The sequence below is a fragment of the Synergistota bacterium genome (assembly GCA_025060595.1).
Lineage (GTDB): Bacteria > Synergistota > GBS-1 > GBS-1 > GBS-1 > 42-11.
In genome coordinates, this window is sequence record JANXBX010000004.1 from 95,172 (window position 1) to 111,929 (window position 16,758).

Annotated in this window: 17 protein-coding genes; 4 read left to right on the top strand and 13 right to left on the bottom strand. The window is 37.4% G+C overall.

What is annotated here, in order from left to right; translation table 11 throughout:
- A complete protein-coding gene (locus NZ900_03975) occupies nucleotides 1-1,134 on the top strand; it encodes an MFS transporter (GenBank protein MCS7233253.1) in 1,134 nt (377 codons plus the stop codon).
- Nucleotides 1,121-1,618 carry an ECF transporter S component gene (locus NZ900_03980; protein MCS7233254.1) on the top strand — a complete coding sequence of 166 codons (498 nt, stop codon included), beginning with the start codon at nucleotides 1,121-1,123 and terminating at the stop codon, nucleotides 1,616-1,618. The genes NZ900_03975 and NZ900_03980 overlap by 14 nt, the downstream gene beginning before the upstream one ends.
- Nucleotides 1,619-1,631: 13 nt before the next feature.
- Here the strand turns inward: NZ900_03980 and NZ900_03985 are convergent, their stop codons facing one another.
- The 12 genes from NZ900_03985 to NZ900_04040 form a co-directional block, all read right to left on the bottom strand.
- On the bottom strand, nucleotides 1,632-3,335 hold the full coding sequence (locus NZ900_03985) for a PEP/pyruvate-binding domain-containing protein (protein ID MCS7233255.1): 1,704 nt from the start codon (nucleotides 3,333-3,335) through the stop codon (nucleotides 1,632-1,634).
- 16 nt (nucleotides 3,336-3,351) lie between these two features.
- Nucleotides 3,352-4,722, bottom strand: coding sequence for a PFL family protein (locus NZ900_03990; GenBank protein MCS7233256.1), 1,371 nt, complete (start codon nucleotides 4,720-4,722; stop codon nucleotides 3,352-3,354).
- Nucleotides 4,723-4,731: 9 nt separating this feature from the next.
- The gene (locus NZ900_03995; GenBank protein ID MCS7233257.1) at nucleotides 4,732-5,004 is read right to left on the bottom strand and encodes an ACT domain-containing protein; all 273 of its coding nucleotides are present in this window, start codon (nucleotides 5,002-5,004) and stop codon (nucleotides 4,732-4,734) included.
- 15 nt (nucleotides 5,005-5,019) lie between these two features.
- The gene (locus NZ900_04000; protein MCS7233258.1) at nucleotides 5,020-5,874 is read right to left on the bottom strand and encodes a serine/threonine protein phosphatase; all 855 of its coding nucleotides are present in this window, start codon (nucleotides 5,872-5,874) and stop codon (nucleotides 5,020-5,022) included.
- On the bottom strand, nucleotides 5,840-6,844 hold the full coding sequence (locus tag NZ900_04005) for an acyl-CoA dehydratase activase (protein ID MCS7233259.1): 1,005 nt from the start codon (nucleotides 6,842-6,844) through the stop codon (nucleotides 5,840-5,842). The genes NZ900_04000 and NZ900_04005 overlap by 35 nt, the downstream gene beginning before the upstream one ends.
- A complete protein-coding gene (locus NZ900_04010; GenBank protein ID MCS7233260.1) occupies nucleotides 6,841-7,830 on the bottom strand; it encodes an acyl-CoA dehydratase activase-related protein in 990 nt (329 codons plus the stop codon). The genes NZ900_04005 and NZ900_04010 overlap by 4 nt, the downstream gene beginning before the upstream one ends.
- Nucleotides 7,827-8,960, bottom strand: coding sequence for a CoA protein activase (locus tag NZ900_04015; GenBank protein ID MCS7233261.1), 1,134 nt, complete (start codon nucleotides 8,958-8,960; stop codon nucleotides 7,827-7,829). The genes NZ900_04010 and NZ900_04015 overlap by 4 nt, the downstream gene beginning before the upstream one ends.
- A gap of 3 nt (nucleotides 8,961-8,963) precedes the next feature.
- The gene (gene purB / locus NZ900_04020; protein ID MCS7233262.1) at nucleotides 8,964-10,265 is read right to left on the bottom strand and encodes an adenylosuccinate lyase; all 1,302 of its coding nucleotides are present in this window, start codon (nucleotides 10,263-10,265) and stop codon (nucleotides 8,964-8,966) included.
- Nucleotides 10,259-11,116 (bottom strand): DUF4416 family protein, encoded by an 858-nt coding sequence (locus NZ900_04025; protein ID MCS7233263.1) that lies wholly within the window; start codon nucleotides 11,114-11,116, stop codon nucleotides 10,259-10,261. The genes purB and NZ900_04025 overlap by 7 nt, the downstream gene beginning before the upstream one ends.
- A gap of 6 nt (nucleotides 11,117-11,122) precedes the next feature.
- On the bottom strand, nucleotides 11,123-12,832 hold the full coding sequence (locus NZ900_04030) for a PAS domain-containing protein (GenBank protein ID MCS7233264.1): 1,710 nt from the start codon (nucleotides 12,830-12,832) through the stop codon (nucleotides 11,123-11,125).
- A gap of 84 nt (nucleotides 12,833-12,916) precedes the next feature.
- Complete coding sequence (locus NZ900_04035; GenBank protein MCS7233265.1) at nucleotides 12,917-13,441, bottom strand: hypothetical protein; 525 nt, start codon at nucleotides 13,439-13,441, stop codon at nucleotides 12,917-12,919.
- A 17-nt stretch (nucleotides 13,442-13,458) separates the two neighbouring features.
- Nucleotides 13,459-13,632: a hypothetical protein gene (locus tag NZ900_04040; GenBank protein ID MCS7233266.1), complete on the bottom strand. Its 174-nt coding sequence runs from the start codon at nucleotides 13,630-13,632 to the stop codon at nucleotides 13,459-13,461.
- 137 nt (nucleotides 13,633-13,769) lie between these two features.
- Between NZ900_04040 and NZ900_04045 the strand changes: the two genes are divergently transcribed.
- On the top strand, nucleotides 13,770-14,681 hold the full coding sequence (locus NZ900_04045) for a hypothetical protein (GenBank protein ID MCS7233267.1): 912 nt from the start codon (nucleotides 13,770-13,772) through the stop codon (nucleotides 14,679-14,681).
- Here NZ900_04045 and NZ900_04050 read toward each other — a convergent pair.
- The gene (locus NZ900_04050; protein ID MCS7233268.1) at nucleotides 14,631-15,794 is read right to left on the bottom strand and encodes an MFS transporter; all 1,164 of its coding nucleotides are present in this window, start codon (nucleotides 15,792-15,794) and stop codon (nucleotides 14,631-14,633) included. The genes NZ900_04045 and NZ900_04050 overlap by 51 nt on opposite strands.
- Before the next feature lie 3 nt (nucleotides 15,795-15,797).
- On the opposite strand from NZ900_04050, the gene NZ900_04055 reads away from it, so the two are divergent.
- Nucleotides 15,798-16,754, top strand: coding sequence for a pseudouridine-5'-phosphate glycosidase (locus NZ900_04055; GenBank protein ID MCS7233269.1), 957 nt, complete (start codon nucleotides 15,798-15,800; stop codon nucleotides 16,752-16,754).
- The last annotated feature ends 4 nt before the right edge of the window (nucleotides 16,755-16,758 follow it).

Sequence of the window (16,758 nt, forward strand, 5' to 3'; positions counted from 1 at the left end):
ATGAAAAACATCCTAATACTTACCATAACGATTGGAATCCTCAGTTGCCTTTTATTCTCTTGGTACTTTCTATTACCACTGTATCTCAAAGAACTAGGAGCTTCAGACAAAATGATTAACGTTGCTTATTTTATCTTTAATTTGATTTTCTACATCGGACAAGTCCCAGGAGGGATATTAAGCGACAAGTTTGGAAGGAAACCAATAATAGCCATAACGACCATTGTCTATGCCTTTTCAGGCTATGGTATTCACCTCTCTAAAAACTGGATAGAAGCTTTTATATTCTACTCTATAGGTTGTCTCTCAAGTTCTATACAACTACCAGCCATATACGCAATGACATTCGAATCTCAAAAACACAAGGGACTATCCTTTAGTTTAACAAGCTTTTCCTACAACTTAGGATTAGCCTTAGGACCTCTAATAGGAGCTTTTCTCCTTAAAAAAACAGATATAAAAGGGCTTTTAATCATATACTCCATAGCAGCCTTTATTATAGGTATCACTCGTATAATACTTTTAGAAGAAACGCTATCCAAGAGAAACCTGGATCCCAGAGAAAAAGCCTCTCTCCTTCGAGGAAAGCTTTTCTTGTTCAGTGGAGGCATATTCTTCTTCTTAAGCATCACTCTCACCATAAATGGACCTTACATATCTTTATACTTAAAAGAAAGTCTAAATCTTCTAGAAAAGGACATTAACATGATATTCACAAAAATTGGAATAACAAGTGCCTTAACATGTCTTGCATTTAGCAAAATAGTAGGACATATAGATCCAGCAAAAACGTGGGCAATAGCCTCTCTCTTACATCCTTTTCTTTTGTTTCTCTGGGCACTCCTTAGAGCTCCCTTATTTATCCTTATTCTCTCAACAATTTTCGTTGAAATAGCCTATATAGTCTATCCTATTCTTGCTTCAAAAGCTTTCCCGGAAAAGTTAAGAGGAAAAGGACTGGGTCTATTCGGCTTCGTAACAGGAGGGATGGGATCACTTTCCCCGTTACTTTTAAACCTATTTAACGAAAAACCTCCTCTTCCCCTTCCATTTGTGCTAGCTACCATATTTGGATTTTTAGCATTCTGGTTTATAATAAAAGCAGGAGGTGACTTTAAAAATGAGCATCAGTAAGAGCAAAAAGATTGCCACTTTTTCACTCTATAGCGCACTCGTGTGTATAGCTACTTTCATCCATGTTCCGATCCCAGGCTATAGAATCTACTTTAACTTAGGAGAAGGAGCAATATACACTATAGCAATTCTATTTGGAGGAGCTGCCGGAGGAATAGCAGGTGGATTGGGATCTGCACTAGCGGATCTCATCTTAGGTTACCCATTATGGGCACCCTTTACCTTAGTTATAAAGGGCATAGAAGGTTTCGTAGTTGGTAAAGTAGGGAAAAAGAACAAAGTACTGGCCTTAAGCATTGGAGCAACCGTAATGATAACAGGATATTCCTTAGCAGCCGGGTTCCTATACGGCATAGGAGCTATCCCTGTGGAGGCTCTGACAGACTTAGTCCAATGTTCCGTGGGAATACTAGTAGCACTTCCTTTAGTTAGAATACTTCATAAGAGCAGTTTAGAAGAAAAGTTACAGATAAACAATAAGTAAAAATTGAGTAAATTTAAGATTCGTCTATTACTACGCCTATTACCCTATTTCCATCTAAATAAACCGAAAAGCTACCCCTATATATCCTTATAGCAGGATGTTTTGTCATCTCATATTCCTTACTATCGAACCAATTTTTGTTAAATAAATTACCATCAGCACCTATGAATACAGGAAGATATAATATCCCATCAATATCAAGATCCGCAAAGAAATGAGTTCCATATGAAAGCTCCGGCGTAAAACCCTTTTCAAGTATACCAATTTCAACTATTATTCCGCAATTTGAGATTTCGCTATACTCTATTGGAACCCCTTGACGAGGATTAGTACTGCCCCACCTTCCAGGGCCTATTAATATAAATCTCTCCCCTTCCAAGCTTCTATTTATTCTACCTATCTCCCGAGCCACACTATAAGGATTAAAAATCTCCATATACTTCCATGGATCCACATAGACAAGATAACGAACTCCTCTTAACATACCATTGGTTAGCATCTTGTTACCACGAAGTATAATTTTGTGTTCAGGAATACCTTTTGGTATAGCAACAGGCCTGTATGACTCATAACTTAACAGAGGTCTCAACTGAACTAAAGCGAAAAAGCTTTCTCTTGGCTCCGAAGCAAATTCTACATCAACAGGCATTCCCATTTTTTTCTCAAATAACCTAAAGAGAAAACCTATTAATCTAAAGAAGTTAGGATAAGTTTTAGGAAAACCATCAAAAGTAAAAATTATTTTCCCATCATTAACCGCAGAAAAAGGGATCACCATACCTGATTCAAAAGAGAAAAGACTCGCAAGCTTATCAAAGTGAGGATGATACTTTATCAAATCTTTTCTGTCATTTATATTATAAGTTTTAAACTCTCCGGTTCCAAGGTCAAGAAGATCAAAGTTTTCTTGAGAATATCTCATTATTTCATAAGGATTACTTCCTTCCGGCCTGAGAGCAAGATTAGAAAGGGAAAAAATCCGAGCATAATTTCTACCAGTACATCTTGTTCCTAAACCAAAAACAATCCTTACTACACCATCTTCAATCCTTATCCTCTCAGTCCACCTACGATAGTTTCGAGAAAACCCCACCCCTGCAATCTCAGGATAAAACTCCACTCCCCTGGTTCTTCCTATAAGTTGCTGAATTATTACTCCCATCTTTTCATCAGTCAAAGATCTTTTCTTTCTATACTCCTGAGCTGATGGACTGTAAGTACTAGCGTAAACCTTCTTAATGGCGCAAACCAAACCCTTTATCCTTTCTTCTACGCTACCCCTATTAGAAATAAATAGGGTAAGGTACTTTCCCGCAAAAGAGTACTTTATATTATCCTCAAGCAGCGAGGATGAACGCACTGCTAATGGGTAATCCATCTCATAAACCCACTTTTGAAGATCAGCAATTACAGAATCAGGCAAAAGAGCTTTATCAAAAGCCTTTTTTACTTCATCCCAATCCCCCTTTTCTACCACTTCTTCTAGAGAGTTAATTTTAATAAAGTCATCAAAAACTTCGGTACTTATAAACCTGCTTGGAGGAATATAGACGGGCCAAGGAGGTATCTCTTCAAGGTTCTCAAGAATATATTTAGCAAAAAGTAATCCCTTTGCTTTCCCCCCCAAACTTCCTTCTCCTAATATATGTGCTTTCTCCTTAACATAGCCTCGAGGATTAAAATTTACATATTCCATAAACTCATTTCTATTAAACAAAAAACAACCATCTCCCCTAATTATTAAAGCTTATCAAAGGTGGAGGAATTCTTCCTCCACGTCTTATAAAAAGTCCCACATTCCCTATCTCAACAGGCAAAATCGGAGCTTCCCCTAATAAACCTCCCCACACGGCTTTCTCTCCTACTCCCTTTCCAGGCACAGGAATAAGTCTTACCCCTGTTGTCTTTGAATTAATAACTCCTATAGCCATTTCATCAGCTATTATACAAGCTATTATCTCTTCCGGTGTATTACCAGGTATCGCTATCATATCAAGGCCAACAGAACACACACACGTCATGGCTTCAAGCTTCCCTAAACTTATCTTGCCTTGAGAGGCACAGTGTGCCATTTCTGCATCCTCACCTACAGGAATAAAAGCCCCGCTTAAACCACCAACTGAGGAAGAAGCCATAACACCGCCTTTTTTAACTGCATCATTAAGTAAAGCTAAAGCTGCCGTCGTCCCTGGAAGACCACATCTCTCTATGCCCATAGCTTCTATTATCTCTGCTACACTATCACCCGGATTAGGAGTAGGAGCAAGGGAGAGATCAACTATACCAAAGGGGATCCCCAATCTCTTCGCTATTTCCCTGCCCAAAAGCTCCCCTGCCACTGTAACTTTAAAGGCAGCTTTTTTTATTTCATTTGCAAGAGTCCTAAAATCAACATCCTTAAGATCTTCAACAACCGCTTTTATAACACCAGGCCCACTAATACCTACGTTAATACAGCTCTCCCCCTCCTGAATCCCATGAAAGGCTCCTGCCATAAAAGGATTATCGGAAGGAGCATTAGCAAAAACAACAAACTTAGCCGCACCTATTCCATCCTTCGTAGCTGTCAATTCCGCTGATCTTTTTACAACTTTAGCACAAAGATTAACACCATCTATGTTTATACCAGCCCTCGTTGAAGCTACGTTAACAAACGAACAAACCTTCTCAGTAGAAGATAAAACCTCAGGAATCACGCTTATAAGCCTCTCCTCCCACTTTGTCATACCTTTTTCAACAAGAGCTCCAAAGCCTCCGATAAAATCAACCTTAACCTCATTTGCTGCAACTTCCAATGTTTTTCCAAGCTCAATAAGCTCGCTTTCGCTAAAATTAGCAGTTATCAGGGACAAGGGTGTCAATGATATCCTAGAATTAACTATAGGAATACCGTATTCCTCTTCAACCTCTCTAACCACCCTAACAAGATCCTTAGCTACAACAGTTACCTTTTTATAAACCTTTTCCACAACTTCCCTTGGATCTCTTCCACAACAATCTAAAAGAGAAATTCCCATTGTAATAGTTCTTATATCAAGCTTTTCCTTTTTAACCATTTGAATCGTTTCAATTATCTCCTCTAACGAAATAAAGTTTCTTTTCATAAGACCACCTCATATCCTGTGCATAGCCCTAAAGATTTCCTCTCGCTGAAGCAAAACCTCTACTCCTAACTCCTTGCCCCTGTCTTCTAAAGCTCTTTTAAGATCAGAGAAAGAACAAGACATCTTCGATATATCAACTATCATTGCCATTACAAATATTCCCTGCATTATAGTCTGACTTATATCTTCAATATTAACATTATATTGAGCAAGCAAACTTGATATTCCAGCTACTATTCCAACTCTATCCACTCCCATAACCGTGACAACAGCCTTTGACAAGGTTAAAACCTCCTCTCACAATAAATGGAGCCCCTCTATTAACTGAGATATATTATTAATATCTTTTGACAGGTCAACTTTAAGTAAACACAATTTTGCACCTTCAAAGCCATATCGCGCTGAAAAAATAGAAAGAAGCCTATTAGAGAATATCTTGTGTCCCTTCTCCCCAGGAAATTGATGCCCTCTCACCATAAACCTAGCATCAACCAACTTTAGAAAGGCATCGAGATCCTCTTCTGAGAAGGCTTTAGTTTCTCCGCCTCTTGGAATATAGTCCTCATCCAAAGGATCGTTCCACAGAAGTTGATATTCTCCTTCCCCTTTTGCGATATCTTTTAAGCTAATAGGAGGTACAGGAGCTCCTCCATGAACTAATATAAGCTTTTGCGGAACATAAGCACATACCGGCAAAAGATCATATATACTCTTAAGCTCCGTATAAAACTTCTGCACCTCTGGACCAAGCTTCCAATAAAGCTCCGATAAAAAACCATAAAATCTATTCATACCTAAATCTTCATGATTCCCCCTAAGCAGAACCAATCTTTTACCCAAACTTAGCTTCAGCTCAAAGAGCCTTTCAATAACCTCGAGTCCCTCATTTCCTCTATCAACATAATCCCCTAAAAAAAGGATGTGATCCCTACTCCTATCAAAACCGCTAAAAATAAAATCAAGTATTTCTTCCAGAGAATCCTGCTCGCCATGAATATCACCAACAACAAAAAGAACACCCCTGGGTGGAATGACTGCTAGTTTTCCAAACAATCTCGCTTCGTCTATATTAAAAGTTAACCTATCAGGATCCTCTATATCTTTTAAAAGAACCTCTTTAATATTTTTGAGCAACCTCAAGAAGCTCTCCATTTAACCTTCCTCTTCCAAATTTATTCTGCCATCTACCACATCTATCTCCCCAGCAAGCCAAAGGCTCTAAACCCCTATATATAACAACAACTTCACACCTATTAGGACAACCGTCACACTCAAAGGACCTCGTATTAAACTTCTCTTCTACTACCTGAAAGCCCCTAAAAGAGGTTTTTATAGCTTCCTCTTCAACAAGCCTCTTAACCAAAATAGCCATACCCAAAGCCCCCATAACATTGAAATACTTGGGAATATAAACTGGAGAACCTAATTCCTTTTCAAATGCCTTTCTTATCCCAAGGTTAGCTGCCACGCCTCCTTGAAAAACATAGGGCGGTCTTAAATCCTTACCCTTTGCAACATTAGCAAGATAGTTTCTAACAAGGGCCTCACAAAGCCCTGCTATTATATCCTCAACAGCATACCCCATTTGCTGCTTATGAATCATATCAGACTCTGCAAAAACCGTACATCGACCAGCTATCCTAACAGGGTTCTTACTTTTAAGGGCATACTCCCCAAAACGTTCTATCTCTATACCTAACCTCTGAGCCTGATGATCAAGAAAAGAACCTGTACCTGCAGCACAAACAGTATTCATGGCAAAGTCAACGACTACTCCATCTCTTATAATTATTATTTTGGAGTCTTGACCACCTATTTCAAAAACAGTTCTTACATCTGGAACCTCATGTATAGCAGCAATAGCATGAGCAGTTATCTCGTTTTTTATCATATCAGCTCCTACTATAACTCCAGCAAGAAACCTTGCACTACCAGTAGTACCTACACCACAAATCTCAAAACCCCTTACGTCTCTTTCAAGCATCTTCAAGCCCTCAAGTAAAGCATTTATAGGCCTTCCAGCCGTCCTTATGTAAATAGCAGAAAGAATCTCATAATCTTCTGACATGGCAACTATATTAGTACTAACAGAGCCTATATCTACTCCAAGGTAAGCCCTCATATCACAGCCCTCCCCCTCCTCCACCTAACTAAATCAGTAAAGGCTTCGAGACGGGTTAACAATCCTGCCTCAGCTGTATGTTCGTCTACTACAATTCTCATAAGCGGCTTCCCTACCCTTCTAGCTTCCAGCTCTATAAGCCTTCCTACCCACGCATCGGTTCCACAGGAAAAGGAAGATATATGAATTATACCCTCTATCTCAGGTTTTTTAAGAAGAGCAAAGGCAGCTCCAAGCACTTTATTACTTTGAGACCAAAAGAGAGGTTTAAATAAGGTCTTAAGAAACCCCTCTATTTCCTTTTCATCCAGCATTTCGGGAGTAATTACATTAAATCCTATCTTATTCAATCTTTTTATTAGAGAATGACTAACATAATCATCATAGATGAGATAAGGATAACCAACAACACCAACATAAGATCCATTTGTGTTTTCCTTCCTTCTCCCGTTTACGGACTCTCGCAAACAAGCATCTTTTAAGACAAGCTCTCTTGCTTCATCAGGCCAGAAGCCTATCTTCATGAGCTTAGACACCGTCTTTGAGGCCATAGCTGCCTTTTTGTAAGCCTTCAGAATACTGAAAAAGCTATGTCCTAAGTCTCTCCCTACCTTAAGATAAAAATCAAGTTTACGCCAAAAAGTTCCGAGATAAGCATTAACAGAAAAAACCCTCGGAACCGAAACCCTTATAATATCAGGAAGCCCTCTAAATTTAGGACAAAGGGTCACTCTCCTCCATTTGTCAAGGTTCATTAAACGAGGAGAGAAAATTAAATCCACTTTTTCCCTAAGATATATAGAGTGCCCTATCGTAAGTTTTAGGGATATGCAAGCTTCATTAACACCCTCTTTAACCCCTATATCCAGTATATTTTTATTAGTTAAAGGAGATATTTCAACACTATGCCCAAGCTCCTCAAGAAAAACTTTCCATTCCGTTAAAAAGGGCTCATAATAAAGACCCCTTGGAATACCAAACTTCAAGCTGCCACCCTCCTTCTCATCCGAAGAAGGTCTACAAAAGCTTCTATACGCGTTATAAGTCCAGCCTCACCAGTAAATTCATCAAAAGACAAGCTTAAAACTGGAAAATCAAGCTCTTTACTCACTCTCTCAAGTATCCCACGAGCTACTACCTCAGGCATACAAGAAAAGGGTAGGATATGAACTACCCCATCAAAACCTCTCTCTTTAAACATCACAGTATGAGCAATTGTTTCTCTACCATGTCCCCCCACAAAAGCATTCAAAAACGGCCTAGAATATCGCTCTATATCCTCTTTACCCTTAAAACCGACCATCTTCTTTAAAGGAAAAGGAAGACCCGGAAATATATTATACTCTATAAACTCTGTGGTCCAGACAGACCTTTCAATCTCTACCCCGCGCTCGTTCAAAAGCCTTTCCGTATTTAAGTTAGAAAAAGGCTCTAAAATGGTGTATATTTCTCCCACAATACCAACTCTCAATACGTTTTCCCTCTCATCGGGAATAAGTTCAATTTCATTCTTTGCCTCCTCAAATATCAAATCAACTTCTTTCAAATTCCCACAAAGATTTATCCTCTTAATAGCCTCATTAAATACAGCTTCAACCCTAGAAACATCCCTTACCCAGGCCCTCTTTTTTAAGAGTAGCGCTTCCAAATCTTCAACTCTCTTTAGCTTTTTCCATGCAAGCCTAAAGCCTTTATCAAGCCTTTTTATAAACTCTATCCAGGAAAGTTTCCCTTTCCACTTAAGAACTATATTCCAAACTCTTTTAAGGCTCCCGTAAGGCTTTACAGGAGGATCAAGAAGTATAAAATCAAACTTGTAACCAAGCTCTTCCTTTAGAATTTTCTCATACATCACACCATAAAAGCCATACCTACAGGGGCCAATCCCACCAGCAGTTATTATGGTATCGACTTCCCCACTTTCAAGAGCTTCTATCAGATTACCAAGGGTTATCTTAAACGGGAAACAAGCGAATTCTGGAGCATGCTTAACTCCAAGATCAAGGGTCCTTTTAGTTAATGGCAAAGGTTCAAAAAAATCATAACCAAGCTCATCAAAAACCGCTCTAAATCCTATATAACTATATCCCATCCTAGGTAGGGTTATCTTTCTCATCTTTCAACACATCTCCTTGAATCTAGAGAATATGTTATCTACCTTTTTAAGAATATCACTGAAGTTAAAACATTCTTCTACATCCTCAGGGGTCAAAAAAGATGATACTTCTTTATCAGATAAAAGAAGTTCTCTAAGGCTTTTTCCTTCCTTCCAAACGCTCATTGATATTCTCTGAACAATATCATAAGCCTTATCCCGTGGAAGACCTTTTGAAAGAAGCTTAGTTAAAATCTCACTTGAAAAAACTAATCCTTTAGTAAGCTCAAGATTTTCTCTCATCCTTTCCACATTAACCTCAAGCCCTTCCAAAATCCTTTTTAAAACATCAAGCATATAGAATAAAACACTTGTAGTTTGAGGAAGAGAAAACCTCTCAAACGAAGAATGAGATATATCTCTTTCATGCCACAAGGCTATATTTTCAAAAGTAGGAGAAAGGAATCCTCTCAATAAGCGAGAAAGACCACATAGCCTTTCACAAAGAATAGGATTTCTTTTATGAGGCATAGCAGAAGACCCTCTCTGCCCCTTATAGAACGGCTCATAGGCTTCACCAACCTCGGTCCTTTGCAAGTGTCTTATCTCAAGAGCCACTCTTTCACAAAAAGCCCCAAATAGAGCCAAAACAGAAGCTAAAAAAGCATACCTATCACGGGGAATCACTTGAGTTGAAATAGGCTCCACCTTAAGCCCCAAAACGGTACAAACATATTCTTCCACACGAGGATCAACCATCGAATAAGTACCCACTGCTCCTGAAATTTTTCCATAAGATATCTCTTCTTCAGCAAGCTCAAGTCTTCTAATATTCCTTAAAAGCTCACTGTAAAAGCTTAAAAGCTTTAATCCAAAAGTTATAGGTTCAGCGTGAATTCCATGTGTCCTACCTACCTGAAATGTATTTTTAAACTCTAGAGCTCGATTAAATAAAATTTCTCTAAGCTCTGAGGCTTTACGCTTTATTTCCCTGATAGCTTCCCTCAATAGCAACGCAGTTGCAGTATCTATAATATCAGAAGAAGTTAATCCATAGTGAAGATATGGGGAAAGTTCTTCTCCAATGCTTTCCTCTACCGACTTTAGAAAAGCTATAACATCATGCCTATAAATTTTTTCAAGCTCCTCTATACGACTTATGTTAAAAGAAGCCCGCTCTCTCATCTTAACAGGAACTTCTTGGGGGAAAACACCTATTTTAGACCATCCCTCAACCACCAGAAGCTCTATCTCTAACCACTTATTAAACTTATTCTCTTCAGACCAAATTCTCTCCATTTCTGGAAGAAAATACCTTTTTATAATCTTAAAACCCTCCCTTCATAAAAACCAAGTTCATCTAAGGTAATTTCATCAGCTAAAAATAAAACATCTGGTTTCAAAAAATGGGCTACTTCATCAACTTTTCCCCTAAAGGAAAAAACGTAATCAACGTAATCTATATGTGAGAGAGCTAATGCCATTTCCCTATCTCCCCCCACGGCCAGTGCAAGGATATCCACCATTCCTCTTGCTTTCTGAATAAGCTCTATCATTTCTATTATATCTCTTCTTTTGCGAATTACCAAAATTCCTTTCGTTTTAGGATTTCCATCTATCAGGCTCTTTAAAGCCCATTTAGTCGTAAATCTGGAGGTAAGTAGAAAAGGTTTTTTCAAATCCTCAAAATACTTTCTTCTTATCTTGTAAAATATGTTATGATACTCTTCGCTTCTGTAATCAGGATAAGTATAATCAAAGGGGATAAATTTCCCCTCTTTAAATCTTAAGGTAACTTCAGCATATATTCCCTTGTTAAGGTACACCCTATGAGCTTGATCTTTAGTAGTAGCTAAAACAAGCTTCCCCCCTTCTAAATAACCTGGATCAAGATTTATCCTTCTGTTTTTCCCCTCTATCCTGTTAGTAAGCTGTTTTATTTCTACTATATGCTCAGGAGATATCAAAGGAGTAAAGGAAACAAAAACCCTCTTTAAGTTGGGACCAATCTCATCCTCGTAGTAATTAGTCCACCTAAATTGTATTTCTTCGCTTTCAAAATCCATCTCTCCAAACTCACTTATAAGGGTTTCCTTAATTTCCTCAAAAAATTTTCTATCTTTATATAAAATCCCTATAAATAGCTTCACAGGAGAAGGAGGATATTCCTCTCCCACACAAATTCACTCCTTTATTTTAAATTTCTTAAGCTTATACTGAAGGGTCTGCCTAGGTATACCAAGAAGCTTTGCTGTCTTACTTATATTACTTCCACAGAAAGAAAAAGCCTCTTTTATTATCTCTCGCTCCTTTTCCTCCAAAGCTTCTTTTAATGTAAAACCGCTACTCCAAAAACCATCTGATAATCGATCAACAGCGAAACTATTCTGGACTATCTTTAAAAGATCTCTAAAATTTTCTTTTAAATCAATTCCCTTTAATTTATTCAGAATACTACTTTCTAAAGTAAGCTCAGGGAATTTGCTCTTCAAAAATTTCTCTGCTTCTTCCCATCTCTGTGACAAGGGAGGAAGGTATATAACTCCTTTAAAGCAATCTCTTAAAAAAGCTGAAAAGTAACTCAACGGAAGCCTAGAAGTAACTATACTCTTATGCGTCTTAATTAGCTTAACTAAACAAACTTTACTATCTTCATCAAAAGAATCCAAGTTCTCCACAAAAACAATGCTACCATCCTTTAATTCTTCAGGGAAAGGACTGGAATTTATAAAAATAACATCTTCACTTCCTTCCAATATTTTAAGAGCAAGATGAGTTTTACCAGTGCCTTTTGGCCCCCAAATAAATAAACTACCTTCCTTAAAAGCTTCAATTCCTAGCAAAAGGGATTCTTCTGAAATTTTTCCCAAGTTTATCCAATCTTCCATGTCAGGAAATTTAAATAAAGATTGAAGAGAAAGTATCTCCACTGCACCAATTACTTCATCAAAAACCTTGATCGGAAAAGCAATCCTCTTCAGACAAAACTTTTTCCCCTTAACACTCTCCATGATGTCCTGACCTATAGCATCCTTACCACTATTTAAGCTCTTATATATAGGATATTTGGACCAAGAATCGCCAAATATTTCCCAAGCAAACCTATTTACAGGAGATTTTATACCGAAAAGCTCTTCAAAAACTGAATTGCAAAAAAGTATCTTACCTCTAGAATCTACATACCAGATTCCTTCACCTATAAAATCGAAAACTCTTTCAAAACATCTCTGAATAGCGGCAAGCTTAGAAGCCTTAGATAACAGATTCTCAAGCTCAGTAACATCTTCCCACAAAAAAGCCCATCCATTAACATGTTCACCACTACGTAAAGGAATTAGTAATCCTTCTAATTTTTTACCTCCCAAAGAAAGCTCTATCTCTTCTCGAAAAGAAAGCCCCTTGCTTCTCTCAATTTTATCAATATGCCAGTTTTTCATCCGATCATCTTTAATTATTTCTCTAAAGAGAGCATTAGAATAAATCAGCTCCTCTGCATCATTAAATATACCCAAAGCAAAAGGCAAATTTTCTAACAGGTCAGCTATTAAGGATAGAGACAAACCTCTTTTCCCACCTAAAAATTCCATAAACTCCAAAGCACTCCAGAAACCATACAATTCCCCCTCTAAAGTTACAACAGGAACTTTAACATCCTTACCATTAAGAAGCTCAGGTAAAAACCCCTTAACTTCATTTATATCATTCATAAGAAAAGAAATAAGTTCTTTTGTCACAATTTGATCCAGATCCTTGAGATCTCTACCAGTTAGACTAACAACTTTACTTTTAAGTAAAGCACCTTTAATTTCTCTACCTTTTCCGATAACAGGTATGAAATCGACCGCATATCTATAAAACAAACGTAATAAGTTACGCAAGTTAAGCTTTTCCAACCTTATCCCTCCGCTATGCTGACTTTTGGGCACTTATAAGTATAACCATCTTTAAAGTCTATTGATAGTGACTATTGTCCTACATCATCTTTCCTCTCTTTTAAGGTTTTCAAGCTCTCTCTTAAGCAAGGCTATCTGGGCTTCAAGAGCGTTTATCATTGCCTCAAGCTGAGCTATCCTCATTGTTTTCCAATCGAAAGGACTTCCCCAGCTAAAAAACCATCCAAAGGGTGGATAAAAAGACGCAAAGAAAGTCTTAAAAAAGCTCCCCAACTCAGGTTCCCATCTTTTTAACTCCCCTAATCTGAATCTCTCTACAATCTCTCTAACCTTTATGGGCAAAGCTTTGAAAAGCTCTACTCCATAAAACTTGAAAAATTGGTATACCCAAGGATCAAAACCATCACTTATTACTATTTTAACCCCTTTATCTACAAGAAACTGAGCTACCTGAACTCCCACACTCCTTTTAATGTCTGAGTACAAGTTAGGCATACTTTCATAGTTATCTTTCTCGATCTCATAAATTATAAAGTAAGGTGCTCTACAAAAATCAAGAGATGCAATGGATTCTAAACTATCTCCTAAAGCACTGATAGCTATTTTCAATAACATATCACCTCCTTTTATTCCTCCTCACCTAAACGATGTTTGGGAGCCCAAGATGAACAACTATCGCTCCCTTTAACAGAAATCTCCCTTAACCTACAGGTCCCATAACCTAAACCAAGACTTTCCTCACCCCAGGGAAGATCTTCAGGAACAAAATACTTGCATCCAGAGCATCTTCTTCTAATCATAGAAAGCGACCTCCTTATAAATTACAAATAAACTCGCATAAAACATTTTACCACCCCATCCAAAGATATGGAAAGATATTAACAAATAAGTTTGATATAATTAGATTGAAGTAAATCACTATAAGGAGGGAAAGAAGATGGAAGAAAGGGAAACACTTAATGAACTTGCCAAAGTTGAGGAAACAAAACCTACTAAAGAAACAAGAGAATTAGTGATTAGAACACTAAAAGAAATTCTTCCAACTGATGAATTTCGTGAGCTTATCCAGGAAACTTTAAGACCATCAATAGAGTACAGACTATTAAGAGATGAGTTTACTTTACTTTCAGCTCGGTTAGAAGCAAGTTTCGAGGGCTTTAGGAGAGAAATAAGTGCCTTAGCTAGTGAGCTAAAAGCAGATTATAGAATTCTAAAGGAAGAAATATTAAGCTCGGCAAAGGAAGCCACTAATGGAATAAAGGAAACTACATTAAACCTTAAAAAAAGCAGTGAAGATACAAAGGAAAAAGTAGAAAAGAGCTTCTCCAAAATAGAAGAGTCGCTTAATCATATTCTAGACAGGGTTCAAAACGAAATTACAGAAACCCTACAAAAAATAGACATTAAAACTCCTATAAGTGAGATAACAAGAAAAATTGAAGCATATAAAGAGGAAATGAAAATCTCACTAAGTAACGAGCTTAAAAGCATAGAAAACCTCTCAGCAAACATTCAGAAAGCCATAAGCGAATTTGAAACCAAAATATCTACAAGAGTAAACGAAAGGCTAAGTATAATGGAAGAACTATTTAGAGAGGTATCAAAGGAAACGAAAGATACACTATCCAAGATGAAAAGCGAACTAGAAGCGCAAAAGCTGGACATTCAAACTCATTTAAGAGAAAACGGAGAAAAATTAGTAGAGCAGATTAATTCCCTTCATATAAAATTAAATGGAATAGAAAATAAGATGTCCAGTGTAAATACGAAAACTTTTATTAACTTACTTTTGATACTTTTAAGCTTTGGAGGAGTGGCTTTTATTATAACTAAGCTCATGAGTGGTTAAAACCAGAAAGATTCCCAAAACTATAAAAATGGAACTAACTACAAAGGGAGCGGACAAGCCAAAAAGATCTTGAGCTTTTCCGGATATTATGGGTCCAACGAACATACCTGCGCTATTAGCTATTTGAAGCAAAGACATGGTTTTTGCCATACCTTTGTTTCTGCCAAGCTCAGTCATAATAGCTGCCAAAGCAGGATAGGCGGCTCCTGCTGTAATTCCTATGATCAACATAACAAAAAGCAAGACATGATAACTATTAAAGTAAGGAACCAAGAACATTAAAATGCTATAAAGTATATTGGCAATAAGTATTATCTTTTTCTTAGAAAATTTATCTGTAAGTCTTCCTAATGGGCCCTGAACTAAAGCAGTAACCCCAAGAAAAATTCCGACTATAATTCCGATTTCATCGTACTCTATTCCCTTTAGGTGAGCTATTAGAGGAAAGAAGGTCATAAGAATTGCTCTACTTATGTCCATAGCAAAACCAATAAAACATAAGCTAAAATAGGTTTTTTCCCTAAAAATAAGCTTAAGAATTGCTAGTAAATCCATATCCTTAGATTTTGTAAAGGAATTATTCGAAGAAGGAACAAAAAACATAGCAAGTACCAAAGCTATAGCGGTAAAAGATGTCATTCCCCAGAAAGCTGCATTTATACCCCACTTCTTAACCAACAATCCACTTATGAAAGGCCCACCGCTAAGCCCGAGAAAGAAAGCAGTGTTTGCTATACCCATATATAACCCTTCCTTACCAACAGGTGACATTTCGCCAATATAGGCCATAGCAAGAGGAACTATCATGGAAGAACCTAAACCTTGAAGCAACCTTATACCTATCAAATCAAGTAAGGTTTTTGCATAAACATATAAAACAGAAGAAAGCAAATATATTAATAATCCGAAAACTATAAACTTCTTCTTTCCATACCTATCAGCAACACTACCTACAAAAATAACCCCTATTAATCTTGACAGAGACAGTATAGAAAAAACGATACCTACCTCTAAGCCTGTGGCTCCGAACTCTGTAGCATATATTGGCAAAACAGGGATAACTATTCCAACCCCTAAAACCGCAATAAATATAAGGAAAGCTAGAGTAGCCATGACTTGCTATATTATACTACTCATTGTACAATAAAAGCAAGAAAAGGAGGTGAGACTACTATCTGGGAGTTAAGAGACGAAATAAGGGAAGCGTTAGAATTAGGAAAGCCTGTAGTAGCTCTGGAATCTAACCTTATAACTCATGGATTTCCTTATCCACAAAACATAGAGATAGCTTTGCTTGCAGAAAAAGTAATAAGAGAACATGATGCTGTTCCAGCCACAATAGCAATTATAAGAGGAGTAATAAAGGTAGGCATCACTGAAGATGAGATTCGTATTTTAGCAAACAAAAACAGTGTTAACAAAGTAGGATTAAGAGATATACCCGTAACAATAGCAAGAAGGGAAAACGGAGCATTAACAAGTGGTGCAACGCTCTGGTGTGCGAGGAAAGTTGGTATAGAAGTTATTGCAACAGGTGGAATAGGAGGAGTACATAGAAACATAGATCAGAGCTTAGACATATCAAATGACATTAAGGTTCTATCTGAAGGATCGGGCATAGTAGTCTGCTCTGGTCCAAAAGCAATTCTTAACCTTGAAGCTACATTAGAACTTCTAGAAACTTTAGGAGTAATAGTTATAGGTTACAAGACCAATGAGCTACCAGCCTTCTACTTCAGGCATAGTGGAATAAGACTTGAAATAAGCGCCGATTCAGCAGGAGAAATAGTACAAATATATGAAATATCTAAAAAGCTTGGTATAAATAAGAGCATACTTGTAACTAATCCACCGCCTAAAGAAGCTTGGGATAAAACAGAGTTTGAAACACTTTTTAAGGAAGCAATTGAAGAAGCAAAAGTTTTAAATATAAGGGGAAAAGCTTTAACACCATACCTACTAGGCAAACTAGCTCAATTAAGCAAAGGGAAGAGTATTGAAGTCAATGCGAGTATAATATTATCAAACGCAGCCTTAGCTGCTAAAATAGCCAAAAAACTCAAGGAAAACTAATGAA

What these genes read in the sequence shown, in the direction of transcription:
- NZ900_03975 (MCS7233253.1), top strand. Translation starts at nt 1, where the DNA reads ATGAAAAACATCCTAATACTTACCATAACGATTGGAATCCTCAGTTGC.
- NZ900_03980 (MCS7233254.1), top strand. Translation starts at nt 1,121, where the DNA reads ATGAGCATCAGTAAGAGCAAAAAGATTGCCACTTTTTCACTCTATAGC.
- NZ900_03990 (MCS7233256.1), bottom strand. Translation starts at nt 4,722, where the DNA reads ATGAAAAGAAACTTTATTTCGTTAGAGGAGATAATTGAAACGATTCAA.
- NZ900_04000 (MCS7233258.1), bottom strand. Translation starts at nt 5,874, where the DNA reads ATGGAGAGCTTCTTGAGGTTGCTCAAAAATATTAAAGAGGTTCTTTTA.
- NZ900_04005 (MCS7233259.1), bottom strand. Translation starts at nt 6,844, where the DNA reads ATGAGGGCTTACCTTGGAGTAGATATAGGCTCTGTTAGTACTAATATA.
- NZ900_04015 (MCS7233261.1), bottom strand. Translation starts at nt 8,960, where the DNA reads ATGAGAAAGATAACCCTACCTAGGATGGGATATAGTTATATAGGATTT.
- NZ900_04040 (MCS7233266.1), bottom strand. Translation starts at nt 13,632, where the DNA reads ATGATTAGAAGAAGATGCTCTGGATGCAAGTATTTTGTTCCTGAAGAT.
- NZ900_04045 (MCS7233267.1), top strand. Translation starts at nt 13,770, where the DNA reads ATGGAAGAAAGGGAAACACTTAATGAACTTGCCAAAGTTGAGGAAACA.
- NZ900_04050 (MCS7233268.1), bottom strand. Translation starts at nt 15,794, where the DNA reads ATGGCTACTCTAGCTTTCCTTATATTTATTGCGGTTTTAGGGGTTGGA.